Source organism: Frigoribacterium sp. PhB160, assembly GCF_003751785.1.
GTDB lineage: Bacteria > Actinomycetota > Actinomycetes > Actinomycetales > Microbacteriaceae > Frigoribacterium.
Genome location: NZ_RKIE01000003.1, coordinates 53861 through 72374, shown reverse-complemented (window position 1 = coordinate 72374; position 18514 = coordinate 53861). Strand labels below are relative to the sequence as shown.

Below are 18514 nucleotides of genomic sequence, written 5' to 3'. Positions count from 1 at the left end.
CGTGACGCGCAGAACGTGACGCGGCCGCGGTCAGAGTCGCCGTGAGCACGGCACCCCCGCCTCCACCAGCAGGGCGCGCAGTCGGCGGAGGTCGTGCAGGTGCCACCACGTGCACCGGATGAACTCGCGCACGTCCGGATGCCGGCGGATGTCGTCCTCCCGGAACTTCTCCTTCACGGCGACCTGGTCGGCCGTCAGCACGCCGCGCCAGCGGCTCTCGGTGTACTTGCCCATCCCGTCGAACTCGAGCACGCATCCCTGGTCGGGGAACCAGAAGTCGACCCTCGGGTCGTAGCGCCCTCGCCCCACGTCGAACGACTTCTGCAGCACGGGCGGCGGTGCGCCGAGCCGGTCGAGGTCGACGCGCGCCGCCGACTCTCCCGGCGAGTCCGCCAGCCCGTCCGCGAACGCCAGCGCCCGGCGGGCCCCGGTCCGACCCCGCGCGGCAGGTCGGCGGTCGAGCGAGGCGAGCACGTCCTCCTTCGTGACCAGTCCCCGGTGCAGCAGGTCGTCGAGCAGCACGACGGCCTCCCGCCGAGACCTGGTCGTCAGGGCCAGGTCGGCTGCCGTCCGGGGCGGCGAGGTGAGTCGCAGGCCGCGGAGGGCGGTCACCTCGTCGTCGTCGAGCGGTCCGCGGTGCTTGCTCACCGCTGCCGTGGTCTGGCTGGTCCGTCCCCGCGGGTCGGTGACGTGGACGCGAGCGGGCCACTCGCCGAGCACGGGCGACCGCAGCAGCGCCGCGGCCGACAGGTGGGACACCACGTGCCTCTCGTCGGTGCGTCGCGCCGCCGACTCGACGAGGAGGACGTGCTGGCGGCGGGGCGTCAGGGCGTCCCACTCGGTCGCGTCGACGAACGTGCCCGCGTGGAGGCGTCGGACGGTCCCGGACCGAGCTGCCCGCCGCAGGCGGAACGCTTCCCGGTCGCCGGGACCGAGACCGGCGACGTGGACCAGGCGGGGCAGGGGATCTTCGTGGACGACGAGCATCCGACGACTGTGCCCGACATCGCGGGACGGCCTCCTGGGCTGTCCACAGGTCGGATGTCGCGTCACGTTTCGCCCGTTGCGTGCCGTCCGGACGCACCGCGATGTCCGAACCCCGACGCGCGGGGGATGCCCGAGGGGACGGCCTCCGGCGTCGGCGGCCCGTCGCGTCACGTCTCGTGCGTCGCGTCGCGACGAAACACACGGTGATGCACGGAACGTGACGCGACCCGACCCGACGCGGCGCGACCCGACCCGGCACGGCCGACGGCGCCGCCCCCGAGAGGCGCGGTGCAGGCCCCCGACGACCGCCGACCTAGGATGGTCCCCACCCGTCAGCCCCGGAAGGACCCCGTGACGAAGGCCCCCACCGTCTACGACGTGGCCGCGCACGCCGGTGTGTCCATCGCGACGGTGTCCCGTGTGCTGCGGCGCCCCGACGACGTCCGCGCGGAGACCCGTGCGCGGGTGCTCGACTCCGTCCGCACCCTCGGCTACGTGCCGAGCGGCGCGGCTCGCGGGCTCGCGGGTCGCCGACACGGCGTGCTCGGGCTGTTCCTGCCGGGGCACGACGGCATCGACGAGCCCGAGCCGGCCCGCCCCGCGGCGGCGGACGCGGGGCGCATCCCGCTGATCGACGACTCGGAGGGCCGGACCGCGCCTCCCGCGCTCCCCGGCCCGGCGCGGCACTGGTCGAGCCCGAGCAACCTCTACTTCGACGAGGTGCTGCGCGGTGCCGAGGTCGAGTCGTGGCGTCGCGGCTTCGCGCTCATGGTCGCGGCCGGCCGGGGCTCGAGCCGCGACGTCATGGTCAACGACATCGCCGGGCGGGTCGACGGCCTCGCCGTGCTGGCCCGCACGGTTCCCGACGAGCTGCTCGCGCACGTCTCGCGGCGGATCCCCGTCGTCGTGCTCGCCGACTCGCGGCCCGGCGACGACCTCGACCACGTCAGCGTCGACAACGTCGCGGGCATGCGGGCCCTCACGGAGTTCGTGCTCGAGCGGCACGGCGTGCGCGACGTCGCCTACGTGGCCGGGCCCGCCGACTCGCCCGACGAGGCCGACCGGCACCGCGGCTTCGACGAGGCGGTGGGCGCGGCCGGGGCGCGCGACGCGGGCGGCGGCGCCCCGGTGCGCGTCCGCGTCGAGCCCGGCGACTTCAGCCGCGACGGCGGGCGGAGGGCCGGGGAGGCGCTGCTCACCTCCGGCGAGGAGCTCCCGAGGGCCGTCGTCTGCGCGAACGACCAGACGGCCCTCGGCGTGCTCGACGTGCTCGGCCGCGCGGGGGTGGACGTGCCGGGGCGGGTGCTCGTCGCGGGCTTCGACGGCATCGAGGCCGGGCGCTTCTCGACGCCGCGGCTCACGACCGTGCGCCAGCCGATGGGCGAGCTCGGTCGCGTGGCGGTCCGGTCGATCGTCGAGCGGTTGGCCGACCCGGGCCGGCCGCCGCAGCGGGTCACGCTGCCCGTCGAGGTGCTGCTGCGCGAGAGCTGCCCGGTGCGCTGAACCGCCGGGCCAGAGGCGCGCTGAACGCCGTCGGCGGGCCGGAGGCGCGCTGAACGCCGTCGGCGGGGCCCGGACGCCCCGACCTCACGCCTCGTCCAACGCCGATCGCCGCCGCTGGCCGGTGTCGGTGCGCGTCACGCTGCCGTCGTCCGGGCCGAAGACGAAGTGGTGCACCCGTTCCGCCGGCACCCCGTGCTCGATCAGCGCCGCCCGCACGATCGCCATGAACGGCACCGGTCCGCAGAGGAACACCCGGTGCTGCGGCGTCAGGTCGACCGTGCCGAGGTCGATCGGGTCGAGGTAGGCACCCGCGCCGTCGAGCGAGGCGTCGACGTCCGGGGGGCCGATCGCGCCGGCGCCCGCGACGCCGACCGTGCTCGCGGCGCTCAGCGCGCTGAGGCTGCCCTGCGTGTAGCTGACCCGGAGGCGTCCGCGGGGCAGGGCGGCGACCAGCGCCTCCAGCTCGGCCCGGTGGGCGTGCCGCTCGGGGGTGCGCTCGAAGTGCAGCACGGTGACCTCGCGGTCGGGGTCGACGCGCGCCAGGTGGTCGAGCATGCCGAGCACGGGGGTGCAGCCGATGCCGGCGGAGACGAGGACGAGGGGCGCGTCGTCGAGCTCGTCGACGGTCAGCGAGCCGATCGGCGGCGAGACCGACACCACGTCGCCGACCTGCACGTGGGCGAGCAGGTGGTTCGAGACCTCGCCGGGTGGCAGGCCGAGCTCCGGCACGCCGGTGAGCACCCGCGCGCTGACCCGCCACTGCTCGTCGGCCCCGCCGCGCAGGCTGTACTGCCGGATCTGCCGCGCCCCGTCGGCCAGCGTCACCTGGATCGACGCGAACTGGCCAGCGCGGTAGGCCGGCAGCGCCTCGCTGTCGGCGGAGACGAGCGTGAGGGCGACGACGTCCTCGGCCTCGACGCGGCGCTCGGTCACGAGGGCCTCGCGCCAGTCGTCGCCCGGCTCGAGGTCGGCGCGGCGGTAGACGGCGGCGACGGAGGAGACGAGCTCGTCGCGGGTCTGCTCGTAGAGGGCGCGCCACCCGTCGGCGACCTCGTCGGTCCAGGCCGGGCCGAGGGCGGCGGCGAACGCGGCGGAGAGGTGACGGGCGAAGAGGTCGTACTCGTCCGGGCCGACGCCGATGGCGGCGTGCCGCTGCGCCAGGCGCGAGGTGGTCTCGCGGGCGGCGGCCCGCACCTCCCACGAGGCGGCGGCGGGCGACGACCACGGGGCCACGGCGGTGGACGCCGACGCCTCCCGGCCGCGGGCGACGGAGCGGCCGACGCCGACCTGGGTGCCGACCACGTCGCGGGCGAGGGCGAGCATCGTGAGGGCGAGCTCCCGCTGCTGCCGCCCCTGGGCCTGGTCGCCCCGGTTGAACTGGTCGCGCAGCAGGTCGGGGCGCTCGCCGAAGAGCCGCGCGTAGAAGTCGACGGCGATCGCGTCGGCCCGCTCGGCGACGAGCGGCAAGGAGGTGCGCAGTCCGGTCAGCTGGGACGACGTGATCACGGTGCTCCCTGACGGGTCGGCGGCCGACGCGCCGGCCGCCGTCGCTCGGCGCAGGGCCGTGGGACGACACGAGGAGGCGCGGTGCACCCGGGCAGCGCACGTCCCGATCCTCGCGCAGTCGCGCTCCGACCCGCGGCGCGCCCTCTCGACCTCGAACGACCTGCCCGTGCCGCGCCTCCGGACCCCGTCCTGCCTGCCCGTGCCGCGCCTCCGGTCGGCACTCCGGCACCCGACCCGTTGCGCTCCCTGATGTATGCGCTTACAGTGGGCATCCTCACCTCGACGACGAATGAGAGAACGTGGCGACGATGCACACGACACACCCCCGGCGCCGTGCCCGGGCGCTCCTCCGGGCCGGAGCCCTGGCGGCCGCCGCGACCGTGCTGGTCGCCGGCTGCAGCATCCAGATCCGCAGCCAGCCCGACCCGACGATCGGCGCCGACACGATGCTGATCAACGCCGACAAGGGCAACCCGCAGTTCGAGCGCAACTTCAACCCGTTCCTCACGAACAAGCGCACCGCGTCGACGTGGATCTACGAGCCCCTGCTCGAGATCAACCCGCTCGACGGCGAGATCACGCCGTGGCTCGCGAGCGAGACGACCCTGCCCGACGCGCGCACGGTCGACATGACGATCCGGGACGGCGTCGAGTGGTCCGACGGCACGGCCATGACGCCCGCCGACGTGGTCTACACGTTCGACCTCATCGAGGCGAACCCCGCGCTCGACCTCAAGGGCGCCTGGCAGCACATCGACACGATCGAGCAGGAGGGCGACCACGTCGTCTTCCACCTGCAGACCGACGACGTGCCCGCGATGGAGATCATCGGCCAGACGACGATCGTGCCCGAGCACCTCTGGAGCCAGGTCGACGATCCGACGACGTACCGCAACCCCGACCCGGTCGGCACCGGCCCGTTCACGCTCGGCAACTACTCGGCCCTGCAGTACTCGATGGACAAGAACGAGTCCTACTGGCAGGCCGAGAAGATCGACATCGCGCACCTGATCCTGCCCGCGACGAACAACCAGCTCGACACCGTCACGCGCGGCTACGACTGGGCGTACTCGTTCATCAGCGACGTCGAGGGCACCTGGGGCGCGGCGAGCGACACGAACTCGTACTGGTTCCCGCCGGGCGGCGTGATCGGCCTGATGCCGAACCTGACGAAGGCGCCCTTCGACGATGTGGACGTGCGGAACGGCATCGCCCTGGCGCTCGACCGCGACCAGATCGCCGAGTCGGCGACCGAGGGGTACCTCGAGCCGGCCGGCCAGACCGGGCTCATCCTGCCCAACCAGCAGGACGACCTCGACCCGTCGATCCCCGACGAGGGAGTGATCGGCCAGGACGTCGACGGCGCCCTCGCCGCCTTCGCCCAGGCCGGCTACACGCAGCAGGACGACCAGCTGGTCGGCCCCGACGGCCAGCAGCTGCGCATCACGATCCTCACCGCCAACGGCTACACCGACTGGCTGAGGGCCGTGCAGGAGGTGCGGGCACAGCTGGGCGCGATCGGCATCGACGTGCAGATCCAGGCTCCCCAGCCTGCCGGCTACCAGTCGGCCATCGCCAACGGCGAGTTCGACATGGCGCTCGGCGGCATGGGCAACGGCAACACGTACCAGGCCTACAACACGCTGCTCAACAGCGGTTTCGCGACGCCGATCGGCGAGACGACGGCCTCGAACTTCGGCCGCTTCAGCGACCCTGCCGTCGACGAGCTGCTCGTCGAGTGGAAGGCCGCGATCGACCCCGCCGAGCAGCAGCGCCTGTCGTACGCGCTGCAGAACGTGGTCTACGAGCAGAAGCCGGTCATCGGCCTCTACTACGGCGGGCTCTGGGGCCTGTTCAACGACTCGAAGTTCACCGGCTGGCCGAGCGAGGACGACCCGTACATGGCCCCGCAGAACTACGACCAGGCACCGCTGCTGATCTTCACGAAGCTGAAGCGCGTCGACCAGGGCGGCGACGACGAATGAAGTACGCAGCGCAGAAGCTCGGACTCTTCGTCCTCACCCTGTGGGCGGCGGTGACGCTCAACTTCATCTTGCCGCGACTGATGCCCGGCGACCCCACGGACGCCGCGATCGCGAAGCTGTCGCAGAACGGCCCCGTGACCGAGGCGACCCGTGCCGCCATCGAGGCCCAGCTCGGCGTGCCCGACGGCAACGTGCTGCAGCAGTACGTCGCCTACCTCGGCCAGGTCGTCCGCCTCGACTTCGGGACGAGCTACACGTTCTTCCCCGAGACGGTCGGGCACCTCGTCGGGCAGGCACTGCCCTACACGCTGATCCTCGTCGGCGCGTGCACCGTCATCGCCTTCGTGGTCGGCACCCTGATCGGCGTCGCCGCGGCCTGGAAGCGCGGCACCTGGCTCGACTCGCTGCCGACGCTCTCGGGCAGCTTCATGAGCACCTTCCCGTACTTCTGGACGGCGCTGCTCCTCCTCTTCTTCCTGGGCTACGTGCTGCACTGGTTCCCGACCACGGGGGCCTACGGCGCGACGACCACGCCGGGCTTCACGCCCGCGTTCGTCGGCGACGCCCTGCTGCACGCGGTGCTGCCCGCGGTGACGATCCTCGTCACGAGCCTCGGAGGGTGGATCCTCGGCATGCGGAACGCGATGATCAACACGCTCGGCGACGACTACGTGACCTTCGCGGAGGCGAACGGCCTGAAGGGGCGCACGGTCGCCGTCCGCTACGCCGCCCGCAACGCGATCCTGCCCAACCTCACCGGCTTCGGCCTCGCCCTCGGCGGGGTCGTCGGCGGCTCGATCCTCGTCGAGCAGGTCTTCGGCTACCCCGGCATCGGCTACCTGCTGTTCAACGCCGTCATCGGCCAGGACTACCCGCTGATGCAGGCCCTCTTCCTGATGATCACCGTGAGCGTGCTCGTCGCCAACTTCCTCGTCGACATCTTGTACGGCGTGCTCGACCCAAGGACCCGCCGATGACCTCCACCGTGTCCGTCCGCCTCCCCGAGGGCGGCGACCCTGCCGGCCCCGCCGCCGAGCAGGCCGCGCCCAGCACCTGGAAGACCGTGCTGCGCACCGCCGGCGTCGTGTGGTCGAACCCCAAGGCCAGGATCGGCATCGTCATCCTCGGCGTCTTCGTCCTGACGGCCGTCCTCGCCCCGCTGCTCGCGCCGTACGGCGGCAGCGAGAACGGGTTCGAGCGCAACCAGGACGCCTCCTGGGCCCACTGGATGGGCACGACCGCCGCCGGCGAGGACGTCCTGAGCCAGCTCATCTGGGGCGCCCGCATCAGCGTCTTCGTCGGCTTCGTGGCCGGCATCGCCGCGACGCTCGTCGCCGTCGTGATCGGCCTCAGCTGGGGCTACCTGCGCGGCCCGGCCGCCGAGGTGGTCGGCTTCGTCGTCAACCTGTTCCTCGTCATCCCGGGCCTGCCGCTCATGATCGTCATCGCGGCGTACCTGCAGAACGGCGGCATCGCGGTGATCATCGCGGTCATCGTCGTCACCGGCTGGGCGTGGGGCGCCCGCGTGCTCCGGAGCCAGACCCAGTCGCTCCGATCGCGCGACTTCGTCGAGGCAGCCCGCTTCTCCGGCGAGGGCGCCGTCCGCATCGTGTTCCGCGAGATCCTGCCGAACATGACGTCGCTCATCGTCGGCTCGTTCTTCGGCGCCGCGACGAGCGCGATCCTCGCCGAGGCCGGCCTCGAGTTCCTGGGTCTCGGCGACTCGTCGATCGTCAGCTGGGGCACGATCCTCTACTGGGCGCAGAACTCGAACGCCCTGCTCACCGGGCAGTGGATCCTCCTGTTCGCCCCCGGTCTCTGCATCGCCCTGCTCGCCATGAGCCTCACCCTGATCAACTTCGGCGTCGACGCCGTCAGCAACCCGCGCCTGCGCGAGGGCACCGCGAAGAAGACGAAGGAGGCGCGTCGATGACCGCCACGGACCTCACCGACCAGCACCGCGCCTCCCCGGGTCGCGACGACCCGATCCTCGACGTGCGCGACCTCAGCGTCGTCTACGAGTCGGCCGCCTCGACCCCGGTGCAGGCCGTCGACCACGTCTCGTTCTCGCTGCGCCGCGGCGAGTTCGTCGGCCTGGTCGGCGAGTCGGGCTCCGGCAAGTCGACGCTCGGCTACGCGCTGACGCGGCTGCAGAGGCCGCCGGCGCGGACGAACGGCGGCAGCATCGTCTTCGACGGCTCCGACATCCGCGATCTCGACGCCGAGGCCCTGCGGCAGCAGCGCCAGGGCGGCTTCGCCATGGTGCTGCAGTCGGGCATGAACGCGCTCAACCCGGTGCGCACCATCCGCAAGCACTTCGTCGACGTCTTCCGAGCGCACGGCCACGTGCCGCGCGAGCACTGGGACTCCCGTGCCGCCGAGCTCGTGCAGAAGGTCGAGCTCGACCCGGCGGTGCTCGCTCGGTTCCCCGGGGAGCTCAGCGGCGGCATGCGGCAGCGCGTCTCGATCGCGCTCGCCCTGTCGCTCGAGCCGCAGCTGATGGTCTTCGACGAGCCGACGACCGCGCTCGACGTGCTCGTGCAGCACGCCGTCATGGACACGATCATCGCGCTGCAGCAGAGCGAGGGATTCACGGCGGTGCTGATCAGCCACGACCTCGGCATCGTGCTCGAGGCGACGGAGCGGGTGCTCGTCATGCACGAGGGCCGCATCGTCGAGGACGGCCGCTCGGCCGAGGTGCTCGCCGACCCGCAGCACGAGTACACGCAGATGCTGCTCTCGCACTACGCCGACCCCCGTGCCGAGGTCGTGTCGCTGCCCGGCTTCGAGGACCGCGCGGTGCGCCGGGCCCGGGGCGAGCGCCGCGTCGACACGACCACCAGCACGCCGAGCGTCGGCACGCGCAGCACGAAGGCGGCGCAGAGCGCGATCACGGTGACCGGCGTGAGCAAGACCTACGCGCCTCCGCGTCGGGGCGAGGACCCCGTGCGGGCCGTCCGCGACGTGTCGTTCACCCTCGAGCCCGGGCAGTCGCTCGCGCTCGTCGGCCAGTCGGGCTCGGGCAAGAGCACGATCGCGCGCATGGTGACGGGCGTCGAGAAGCCGAGCGAGGGCACGATCACCTTCGGCGACGTCGACGTGAGCCGCGTGCGCGGCCGCGGCCTGCGCGACCTGCGGAGCGACGTGCAGATGGTCTTCCAGGACCCGTACTCGGCCCTCAACCCGCTGCACACCGTCGAGTACACGCTGACGCGGCCGGTCGTGAACTACACCGGGCTCCGAGGGCAGGAGGCGCGGCGCCGCGTCCTCGAACTGCTCGAGACGGTCGGTCTGACGCCGGTCGAGCAGTTCGCGGCGAAGCTGCCGCACCAGCTGTCCGGCGGTCAGCGGCAGCGGGTCGTCATCGCCCGGGCGCTCGCGAGCGACCCGCAGGTGATCATCGCCGACGAGCCCGTCTCGATGCTCGACGTGTCGCTGCGGGCCGGCGTGCTGGCGCTGCTCGAGGACCTCCGCGAGCAGTGGGGCGTCTCGATGCTCTACATCACGCACGACCTGCTCAGCGCGCGGCTCGTCACCGACGACGTCATGGTGCTGCACGACGGCGCCGTGGTCGAGCGCGGCCGCACCGCGGAGGTGCTCCAGCGGCCGACCGACCCGTACACGGTGCGCCTCCTCGACGCCGTGCCGAATCCGCGGCGGACGCACCGCGCCTCCTGACCCCCTCGACCCGCGCACGACCTGAACGGACACGCATGCTGACCTTCCCCGACGGCTTCCTCTGGGGCGCCGCGACCGCCGCCCACCAGATCGAGGGCAACAACGTGAACTCGAACTGGTGGGTGCACGAGCACGCACCCGGCACGACGATCGTCGAGCCGAGCGGCGACGCGGCCGACAGCTACCACCGGTTCCGCGACGACATCCGCCTGCTCGCCGAGCTCGGCCTGAACAGCTACCGCTTCAGCATCGAGTGGGCCCGCATCGAGCCCGAGCGCGGCGTCGTCTCGAAGGCCGAGATCGCGCACTACCGCCGCATGGTCGAGACCTGCCACGAGTTCGGCGTCGAGCCGATCGTGACGCTGATGCACTTCACCGTCCCGCGCTGGTTCGAGCGCGACGGCTTCTGGCGGGCGCCCGACGCCGCCGACCTCTTCGCGCGCTACACCGAGCTCGCCCTCCCGGTCGTCAGCGAGGGCGTGCGGTACGTCTGCACGATCAACGAGCCCAACATCGCGGCGATGCTGGCCGGGGGAGAAGACGCCTCGAACCTCGTCGCGCACGGCCTCCCGGCCCCCGACCTCGAGGTGGCCGATGCCCTGCTCGCCTCGCACAGGCGCAGCCGCGAGGTGCTGTCGCAGGTCGACGGGCTCAGGTCGGGCTGGACCGTCGCGACCCAGGCGTTCAAGGCGGTCGACGAGCCGGGCGCCGCGGAGAAGGCCCGTGAGTACGGCTACGTCCGCGACGACTGGTACAGCGAGATGGCGGCGGGTGACGACTTCGTGGGCGTGCAGGCCTACACGCAGACCTTCGTCGGGCCCGAGGGTCCGCGCCCTGTCGCCGAGGGCCTCGAGACGACGCTGACCGGGTGGGAGTTCTGGCCCGCCGCCGCGGCCGAGGGCATCCGCAGCGCGTGGGAGCTCAGCGGCCACGTGCCCGTCATGGTCACCGAGAACGGCATCGCGACCGCCGACGACGAGCGACGCATCGCGTACACGCAGGGCGCCCTCGAGGGCGTCCACGACACCATCGAGGAGGGTGTCGAGGTGCTGGGCTACCAGCACTGGAGCGCCCTCGACAACTACGAGTGGGCCAGCGGCTTCCGGCCCACCTTCGGCCTCATCGCCTGGGATCGCGACACCTTCGAGCGCACCCCCAAGCCGAGCGCGCGCTGGTACGGCGAGGTCGCCCGCCGCGGTGGTCTCGAGCGCGCCACGCGGGCCGGGGCCTAGCCGGCAGGAGCGCCCGCCCCGGGGGAGGAGCGGGCGTCGGGGGTGTGTGTCGGGGTGCGCGAGTGCGCGGGGCGCGCTCAGTCGATCGAGCGCTGCACCGCCTTCACGGGCAGCATCAGCACGAGCCCCGCGAGCAGGACGAGGGCGATGCCGATGATGCCGAAGCGCGTGTCGCCCGTGACGCCCACGAAGATCGTGAAGAGCCCGGGTGCGAGGAAGCTCACCGCCCGTCCCGTCGTCGCGTACAGGCCGAAGATCTCGCCCTCGCGCCCCGCGGGCGTGACGCGGGCGAGGAACGACCGGCTCGACGACTGGATCGGCCCGACGAAGAGCGCGAGGGCGAGGCCGAAGACCCAGAAGAGCCGGGCCTCCGTGCCGATGGCGAGCACGCCCCCGGCCGCGACGACGAGACCCGCGAGCGACCCGACGATGATCGCCTTCGCGCCGAGGCGGTCGTCGAGCCAGCCGCCGACGAAGGTGCCGATGCCCGCGACGAGGTTGGCGCCGACGGCGAAGTAGATGACCTCGCTCGGCGAGAAGCCGAAGACCTGCGCCGCGATGATCGCGCCGAAGGTGAAGACGGCCGCGAGCCCGTCGCGGAAGACGGCGCTGGCGAGCAGGAAGAGCAGCACCTGCCGGTTGGTGTGCCAGAGCTTCGCGATCGTGGAGCCGAGGAGGCGGTACGAGCGCAGCAGCCCCGCCCGCGGGCCCGTGGCCGTGGCGGGCAGCTCCGGGACGGCCAGCAGCACCGGCACCGCGAAGACGGCGAACCAGGCCGCGGCCACGACGATCGAGAGGCGGACGTCCCACGCGCCTCCCTCGGTCCCGGTGGGCACGGCGAGCAGGCCCCCGCGTCCGTCGACGCCGAAGCTCTGGAGGAACGCGACGAGCAGCAGCAGGAGCAGGACGATGCCGCCGACGTAGCCGAGGCCCCAGCCGAAGCCCGACACCTTGCCGATCGTGCGCGGCGTCGAGACCTGCACGAGCATCGCGTTGTAGCTCACGCTCGCGAACTCGAAGAAGAGGTTGCCGGCCGCGAGGAGCGCTGCGCCGAACACGAGGTACGGCGGGGCCGGTGCCACGAGCACCATCGCGACCATCGCCACGACGACGAGCCCGGTGTTGATCGCGAGCCACGTCTTGCGGCGCCCCGAGCCGTCGCTCCGCTGCCCGAGCACCGGGGCCAGGAGGGCGATGAGCACGCCGGCCACGGTCAGCGCCGTCGAGATGACGGTCGCGTTCTCGGCCTTCGCGAGCACGAGGGCGGGGTTGCGGGCGTCGTCGCCGGCCGCGGCCACGACCGCGGGGGCGACGAACGCCCCGCTCGCGAGGTAGGTGCTGAAGACGAACGAGGTGACGACGGCGTTGAACGCCGCGGAGCCCCAGTCCCACAGGGCCCACGAGATCACGCGGCGCCGGGGGATCGGCGACGCCTCGGCCAGGGGCGGGGCGGCGGTCATGGCGTCACCCTAGCGGCCGCGCGTGTCGCGTCGGGGGGGTGTGCGTCGGGAGCGCGGGTCGGCCCTCGGCGAGACGTGCGCCGGGGGCCGGCGGGACGCGACACGGCACGTGCGCGGGCGGGCAAGGGGGCTCCTTGAGTCGTTCTGGCTCAACTTTCAGGTTCACGGCTTGACTCGCCACCGAGCGTGAGTAAAGTTGAGCCCGGCCGACTCAAGCACGTCGGCCCCCTGACTTCCCGCATCACCCGCACCACGAAGGAGAACAGCACATGGCCCGTGCAGTAGGAATCGACCTCGGAACCACCAACTCGGTCGTCAGCGTCCTCGAGGGCGGCGAGCCCACCGTCATCGCGAACGCCGAGGGCCTCCGCACCACGCCCTCGATCGTCGCCTTCACGAAGGACGGCGAGGTGCTCGTCGGCGAGACCGCGAAGCGCCAGGCCGTCACCAACGTCGACCGCACCATCGCCTCGGTCAAGCGCCACATCGGCACCGACTGGACCGTCGCGGTCGACGACAAGAAGTACACCCCGCAGGAGATCAGCGCCCGCATCCTGGGCAAGCTGAAGCGCGACGCCGAGCAGTACCTCGGCGAGGACGTCACCGACGCGGTCGTCACCGTGCCGGCGTACTTCAACGACTCCGAGCGCCAGGCCACGAAGGAGGCCGGCGAGATCGCGGGCCTCAACGTGCTCCGCATCATCAACGAGCCCACCGCGGCGGCGCTCGCCTACGGCCTCGACAAGGGCAAGGAGGACGAGCTCATCCTCGTCTTCGACCTCGGCGGCGGCACCTTCGACGTCTCCCTCCTCGAGGTGGGCAAGGACGACGACTTCTCGACCATCCAGGTGCGCAGCACCTCGGGCGACAACCGCCTCGGCGGCGACGACTGGGACAACCGCATCGTCGAGCACCTCATCGAGAAGTTCAAGAAGGAGAAGGGCGTCGACCTCTCCACCGACAAGATCGCCAAGCAGCGCCTCAAGGAGGCCGCCGAGCAGGCCAAGAAGGAGCTCTCGTCGAGCACCTCGACGAGCATCCAGCTCCCCTACCTGACGCTGACCGCCGACGGCCCCCTCAACCTCGACGAGACCATCTCCCGCTCGCAGTTCGAGCAGTGGACCAGCGACCTCCTCGAGCGCACCAAGAAGCCCTTCAACGACGTCATCAAGGAGGCGGGGGTCGCGGTCTCCGACATCTCGCACGTCGTGCTCGTCGGCGGCTCCACCCGCATGCCGGCCGTCAGCGACGTCGTCAAGCAGCTGACCGGCGGCCAGGAGCCCAACAAGGGCGTCAACCCCGACGAGGTCGTGGCCGTCGGCGCCGCCCTCCAGGCCGGCGTGCTGAAGGGCGAGCGCAAGGACGTCCTCCTCATCGACGTCACCCCGCTCAGCCTCGGCATCGAGACCAAGGGCGGCGCGATGACCAAGCTCATCGAGCGCAACACGGCCATCCCGACCAAGCGCAGCGAGACCTTCACGACGGCCGACGACAACCAGCCGTCCGTCGCGATCCAGGTCTTCCAGGGCGAGCGCGAGTTCACCCGCGACAACAAGAACCTCGGCACCTTCGAGCTGACCGGCATCGCCCCCGCCCCGCGCGGCGTGCCCCAGATCGAGGTCACGTTCGACATCGACGCCAACGGCATCGTGCACGTGTCCGCGAAGGACAAGGGCACCGGCAAGGAGCAGTCGATGGTCATCTCCGGCGGCTCGTCGCTGTCGAAGGACGACATCGAGCGCATGGTCCGCGAGGCCGAGGAGCACGCGGCGGAGGACAAGGCGCGTCGCGAGGAGAACGAGGTGCGCAACAACGCCGAGCAGCTCGTCTACTCGATCGAGAAGCTCATCAAGGAGAACGACGACAAGCTGCCCGAGGACGTCAAGTCCGAGGTCCAGGCCGACGTCGACGCGCTCAAGACGGCCCTCGCCGGCGACGACCCCGCCGCCGTCAAGCCCGCCTTCGACAAGCTCAACGAGAGCCAGGGCAAGCTCGGCCAGGCGATCTACTCGCAGGGCCAGGCCGACCAGGCCGGCGCCCCCGGCGCCGAGGGCGCTCCCGCCGACGACCAGGCCCCGGCCGACGACGAGGACATCGTCGACGCCGAGGTCGTGGACGACGACGACACCGACAAGAAGTAGGGGCTGATGACTGACGAGCAGAACCGCGCTCCCGACGAGGAGCCCGTCGTGAACGACAAGCGACGCATCGACCCGGAGACCGGCGAGCTGCGGCCCGAGCCGGCCGCTCCGTCGGAGGACGGCGGCACCGCCGACGTCACCGACCCGGAGCAGCTGGTCGACGCCGAGGCGCCCGACGTCGAGGTGCCGGCGGGGGCCCAGGCCCCCGCCGGGGCCGCGGCCGCCGCGGAGGAGATGGCCGCCGAGGCGCTCAGCGCCGAGGACGAGGCCATCCTCGACGGCGCGAGCGTCGACCTGGTCGCCGAGATGCGCCAGGACATGCTCCGGGCACAGGCCGAGCTGGTCAACTTCCGTCGCCGGGTCGAGCGCGACCGCGAGGCCAACCGCGACGCGGTCGTGGCCGAGGTCGTCCGCTCGCTGATGCCCGCGCTCGACGACCTCGCCCGGGCCGAGCAGCACGGCGACCTGGCCGAGGGCCCGATGACGGTCATCGCCCAGAAGATCCGCGGCGGGCTCGACAAGTTCGGGCTGACGCAGGTCGGTGCGAAGGGCGAGGTCTTCGACCCGAGCATGCACGACGCGCTGGTCCAGCTGCCGAGCGCGGACGTCACCGTGAACACGGTGGCCGACGTCATCGAGCCGGGCTACAAGATCGGCGACCGGGTCATCCGGGCCGCCAAGGTCGCGGTCCACACCCCGCAGTAAGCACCATCCGCGACGCAGGTCGCGACCGGCGGTGGGCGTCCTCGAGGGGGTGCCCACCGCCTCCCACATTCTCTTCGGGTCGGCGCACGGCGCCGACCGAGATCACAGGAAGGAGGTGCCCGGTGGCGAGTCAGGACTGGTTCGACAAGGACTTCTACGCGATCCTCGGCGTCTCCAAGGACGTGACGCCGGCCGAGCTCAAGAAGGTCTACCGGAAGCTCGCGCGCAAGTACCACCCCGACTCGAACCCCGGCGACGCCGCGTCCGAGTCGAAGTTCAAGGAGGTCAGCGAGGCGAACTCGGTGCTCTCCGACCCCGAGCAACGGCGCGAGTACGACCAGGTGCGTGCCATGGGCAGCGGAGCCCGCTTCACCGCGGGCAGCGGCGGACCAGGAGGCGCGGGCGGAGGGTTCGAGGACGTCTTCGGCACCATGTTCGGCGGCGGTGCCGGAGCAGGCGCGGGCCAGCGTCCCCGGTACCAGCAGGGCGGCGGCGGGTTCGACGACATCTTCGGCGGCATGTTCGGAGGCGGCGGCTTCGGCCAGACGAGCGGCGGCTTCCGCGGCTACGGCGGGCCCGCCAAGGGGCGCGACATGACAGCGACGACGACCCTCGACTTCCAGACGGCGGTGGTCGGCGAGACCATCTCGCTGCAGGGTGCGAACGGCCGGCCGATGAAGGTCCGCATCCCCGCCGGCGTGCACGACGGCCAGAAGATCCGCCTGCGCGGCAAGGGCGAGGCGAGCCCCGACGGCGGCGAGTCCGGCGACATGGTGCTCACCATCGCCGTGCGCAAGCACCCCGTGTTCGAGCTCGACGGCGCCAACCTGCGCCTCGACGTGCCGGTCACCTTCGCCGAGGCGACGCTGGGCGCCACGATCGAGGTGCCGACGCTCGGCGGCGAGCCGGTGCGGCTGCGCGTCGCGCCGGGCACCCCGTCGGGCCGAGTGCTGCGGGTCAAGGGCCGCGGCGTCTCGACCAAGTCGTCGACCGGCGACCTGCTCGCGACGGTGCAGGTGGCCGTGCCCTCGCACCTCAGCGACAAGGCCCGCGAGGCGGTCGAGGCCCTCGCGGCGGCGCTGCCCGCCGAGAACCCGCGCGACGACCTGATCGTCCGCGCCCGGGGCTAGACCGACCAGACCGACCCGCGACCGGAGGTGGAGACGATGGACCGACCCGACGCCACGCAGTGGCCCCTCGACGAGCACTCTCCGGTCTTCGCGATCGCCGCGGCGGCCGAGCTGACGGGCATGCACGCGCAGACGCTCCGGCAGTACGACCGCCTCGGCCTCGTCGTCCCGCAGCGCACGGCGGGCAAGTCCCGGCGCTACTCGATGCGCGACGTCGTGCAGCTGCGCGAGGTCGCCCGGCTCGGGGGCGAGGGCGTCTCGCTGGAGGGGATCCGGCGCATCCTCGAGCTCGAGAACCAGGTGACGGCGCTGCAGTCGCGGGTGCGCGAGCTCGAGCGTGCCCTCGCCGACGAGCTCGTCACACGGCCCGGCGCCCGGGTCTTCGCCGCGGGCGAGAGCGGCGTCGTCCCCCTGCGGCACGGCACGCGGCCGTCCCGGCAGACCTCGGTCGTCGTCTGGCGGCCCCTGCGCTGAGCCTGCCTGCCGGTAACGTGTGCGGGTGATCGACTTCGACCAGCTCCGCCGGTGGCCCGACGTCGAGGCCCCCGAGCTCGTCGCGTACGACGCGACCGACCGGCTGCTGCTCGACACGGCGCGCGAGGCGGTGGTCGCCCACCCGGACGGCGTCGTCGTCATCGGCGACCGTCACGGCGCCCTCGCCCTCGGTGCGTCCGACCTCGTCGACGGCGCCGAGCTGCGCGTCCACCAGGACGCCCTCTCCGGCGAGCTCGCGCTGGCCGCCAACGCCGAGGCCCTGGGGGTCGAGGCGCGCTGGCGGTCGCTGCCCCTCGAGCCCGACCTGGTCGCCGACGCCCGCGTCGTGCTGCTGCAGCTGCCCCGGGGCCTCGACGCCCTCGACGAGATCGCCGAGCTCGTCGCGGCCCACGCGCATCCCGACGTCGTCGTCGTCGCGGGCGGCAGGGTCAAGCACATGACGATCGCCATGAACGGCGTGCTCGGCCGTCACTTCGGCGACGTGCGAGCCGGCCTCGCCCGGCAGAAGTCGCGCGTGCTGACCGCGACGTCGCCGTCACCCGGATCCGGGGACCCGGCGTGGCCGCAGCGACGTCGCCACGGCGACCTCGTCGTCGTGGCCCACGGCGCGGCGTTCGCCGGGACCTCGATCGACGTCGGCACGCGCGCGCTGCTGGCGGCGCTCTCGGCCGAGGCGGACGCGCCCGGGCTCGCGCAGGCGGCGCACGTCGTCGACCTGGGCTGCGGCACGGGAGTGCTCGGCGCCTCCTTCGCCCTCGCGCATCCGGCGGCCCGGGTCGTCGCGACCGACCAGTCGTGGGCGGCCGTCGCCTCGGCCCGGCTCACGGCCGAGGCCAACGGCGTCGCCGGACGCGTGGAGGCGCGGCGCGACGACGCCGGCGCCTCGCTCCCCGCAGGCTCCGCCGACCTGGTGCTGCTCAACCCGCCGTTCCACGTCGGGGCCGCCGTGCACGCGGGCATCGCCCACAAGCTGTTCGACGGCGCGGCCCGGCTGCTGCGGCCGGGCGGGGAGCTCTGGTGCGTCTGGAACTCGCACCTCGGCTACCGCGCGGCCCTCGAGCGCACCGTCGGTCCGACGCGTCAGGCGGCGCGGGGGCCCAAGTTCACGGTGACGGTCTCGACCCGCCGCTGACCCCGAGGCCCCGCGTCGTCGCGGGGCCGGGCGGTCGCTACTCGATCTCGCCCAGGCGCAGGGAGGCGTCGACGTAGGCCAGGAGGGCGTGCGCGTAGGCGGTCTCGGCGTCGTCGGCCGCGTGGACCTCGTCGCCCGTCGACGAGTCGCGGTCGAGGACGCGCACCTCGTAGGCGACGTGCTCGTCGTCGACGAAGACCCGGCTCAGGCCCACGAACGACCGTCCGAGGAGCTCACGGAGCTGGTCCTCGCGCGGGAGCCAGAGCGCGTCCTCGGCGGCGACCGAGTCGAGGGCCCACTCGGTCGTGCCGTTGAAGCCGAGCACGGTGCCGGTCGGGTGCTCGTGCGCCTCGATGGTCATGTCGCTGATGGTGAACACGTCGCCGACGCCCTCGTCGCTGTCGACGAGGCGCTCGACGACGAAGCGGTCCCCCGGGGCGGGACGCCAGCGGAGGCCGGCGTCTCGGAGGCGGCGGGCGAGGTCGACGTCGATCATGCCGACATCCTGCCCTCGACGTCTGGTGCGTGCTCCCAGACGAACGGACCCGACCATCGCGACG

15 protein-coding genes are annotated in these 18514 nt (G+C 72.6%); 11 read left to right on the top strand and 4 right to left on the bottom strand.

The window, feature by feature from the left end; genetic code table 11:
* Positions 1 to 30: 30 nt before the first annotated feature.
* Entirely contained in the window at positions 31 to 987 is a 957-nt protein-coding gene (locus EDF38_RS13325; protein ID WP_123356206.1) for a hypothetical protein, read from the bottom strand.
* A 351-nt stretch (positions 988 to 1338) separates the two neighbouring features.
* On the opposite strand from EDF38_RS13325, the gene EDF38_RS13320 reads away from it, so the two are divergent.
* Complete coding sequence (locus EDF38_RS13320) at positions 1339 to 2490, top strand: LacI family DNA-binding transcriptional regulator (protein ID WP_233572464.1); 1152 nt, start codon at positions 1339 to 1341, stop codon at positions 2488 to 2490.
* An 84-nt stretch (positions 2491 to 2574) separates the two neighbouring features.
* Here the strand turns inward: EDF38_RS13320 and EDF38_RS13315 are convergent, their stop codons facing one another.
* Positions 2575 to 3996: a globin domain-containing protein gene (locus tag EDF38_RS13315; RefSeq protein ID WP_123356202.1), complete on the bottom strand. Its 1422-nt coding sequence runs from the start codon at positions 3994 to 3996 to the stop codon at positions 2575 to 2577.
* A 308-nt stretch (positions 3997 to 4304) separates the two neighbouring features.
* On the opposite strand from EDF38_RS13315, the gene EDF38_RS13305 reads away from it, so the two are divergent.
* The 5 genes from EDF38_RS13305 to EDF38_RS13285 are packed head-to-tail and all read left to right on the top strand — an operon-like array spanning position 4305 to position 10891.
* A complete protein-coding gene (locus EDF38_RS13305; RefSeq protein ID WP_123357005.1) occupies positions 4305 to 5981 on the top strand; it encodes an ABC transporter substrate-binding protein in 1677 nt (558 codons plus the stop codon).
* Positions 5978 to 6958 carry an ABC transporter permease gene (locus EDF38_RS13300; protein WP_123356198.1) on the top strand — a complete coding sequence of 327 codons (981 nt, stop codon included), beginning with the start codon at positions 5978 to 5980 and terminating at the stop codon, positions 6956 to 6958. The genes EDF38_RS13305 and EDF38_RS13300 overlap by 4 nt, the downstream gene beginning before the upstream one ends.
* Positions 6955 to 7914 (top strand): ABC transporter permease, encoded by a 960-nt coding sequence (locus EDF38_RS13295; protein ID WP_123356196.1) that lies wholly within the window; start codon positions 6955 to 6957, stop codon positions 7912 to 7914. Before EDF38_RS13300 ends, EDF38_RS13295 begins: the two co-directional genes overlap by 4 nt.
* Positions 7911 to 9659 (top strand): ABC transporter ATP-binding protein, encoded by a 1749-nt coding sequence (locus tag EDF38_RS13290; protein WP_123356194.1) that lies wholly within the window; start codon positions 7911 to 7913, stop codon positions 9657 to 9659. The genes EDF38_RS13295 and EDF38_RS13290 overlap by 4 nt, the downstream gene beginning before the upstream one ends.
* Before the next feature lie 35 nt (positions 9660 to 9694).
* The gene (locus tag EDF38_RS13285; protein WP_123356192.1) at positions 9695 to 10891 is read left to right on the top strand and encodes a glycoside hydrolase family 1 protein; all 1197 of its coding nucleotides are present in this window, start codon (positions 9695 to 9697) and stop codon (positions 10889 to 10891) included.
* Positions 10892 to 10968: 77 nt separating this feature from the next.
* Here EDF38_RS13285 and EDF38_RS13280 read toward each other — a convergent pair whose 3' ends face one another.
* Positions 10969 to 12351, bottom strand: coding sequence for an MFS transporter (locus EDF38_RS13280; RefSeq protein WP_123356190.1), 1383 nt, complete (start codon positions 12349 to 12351; stop codon positions 10969 to 10971).
* Positions 12352 to 12620: 269 nt separating this feature from the next.
* On the opposite strand from EDF38_RS13280, the gene dnaK reads away from it, so the two are divergent.
* The 5 genes from dnaK to EDF38_RS13255 all read left to right on the top strand — a co-directional run bounded on the left by dnaK (position 12621) and on the right by EDF38_RS13255 (position 17954).
* Positions 12621 to 14492 carry a molecular chaperone DnaK gene (dnaK, locus tag EDF38_RS13275; protein ID WP_123356188.1) on the top strand — a complete coding sequence of 624 codons (1872 nt, stop codon included), beginning with the start codon at positions 12621 to 12623 and terminating at the stop codon, positions 14490 to 14492.
* A gap of 6 nt (positions 14493 to 14498) precedes the next feature.
* Positions 14499 to 15197 carry a nucleotide exchange factor GrpE gene (locus tag EDF38_RS13270; RefSeq protein WP_233572463.1) on the top strand — a complete coding sequence of 233 codons (699 nt, stop codon included), beginning with the start codon at positions 14499 to 14501 and terminating at the stop codon, positions 15195 to 15197.
* Between the two features lie 122 nt (positions 15198 to 15319).
* A complete protein-coding gene (locus tag EDF38_RS13265) occupies positions 15320 to 16327 on the top strand; it encodes a DnaJ C-terminal domain-containing protein (RefSeq protein ID WP_123356186.1) in 1008 nt (335 codons plus the stop codon).
* 36 nt (positions 16328 to 16363) lie between these two features.
* Entirely contained in the window at positions 16364 to 16801 is a 438-nt protein-coding gene (locus EDF38_RS13260) for a heat shock protein transcriptional repressor HspR (protein WP_123357001.1), read from the top strand.
* Between the two features lie 19 nt (positions 16802 to 16820).
* Positions 16821 to 17954 (top strand): methyltransferase, encoded by a 1134-nt coding sequence (locus tag EDF38_RS13255; RefSeq protein WP_199734747.1) that lies wholly within the window; start codon positions 16821 to 16823, stop codon positions 17952 to 17954.
* Between the two features lie 37 nt (positions 17955 to 17991).
* On the opposite strand, the gene EDF38_RS13250 is transcribed toward EDF38_RS13255, so the two are convergent.
* Positions 17992 to 18450 (bottom strand): pilus assembly protein CpaE, encoded by a 459-nt coding sequence (locus EDF38_RS13250; RefSeq protein ID WP_123356184.1) that lies wholly within the window; start codon positions 18448 to 18450, stop codon positions 17992 to 17994.
* Positions 18451 to 18514: the final 64 nt, after the last annotated feature.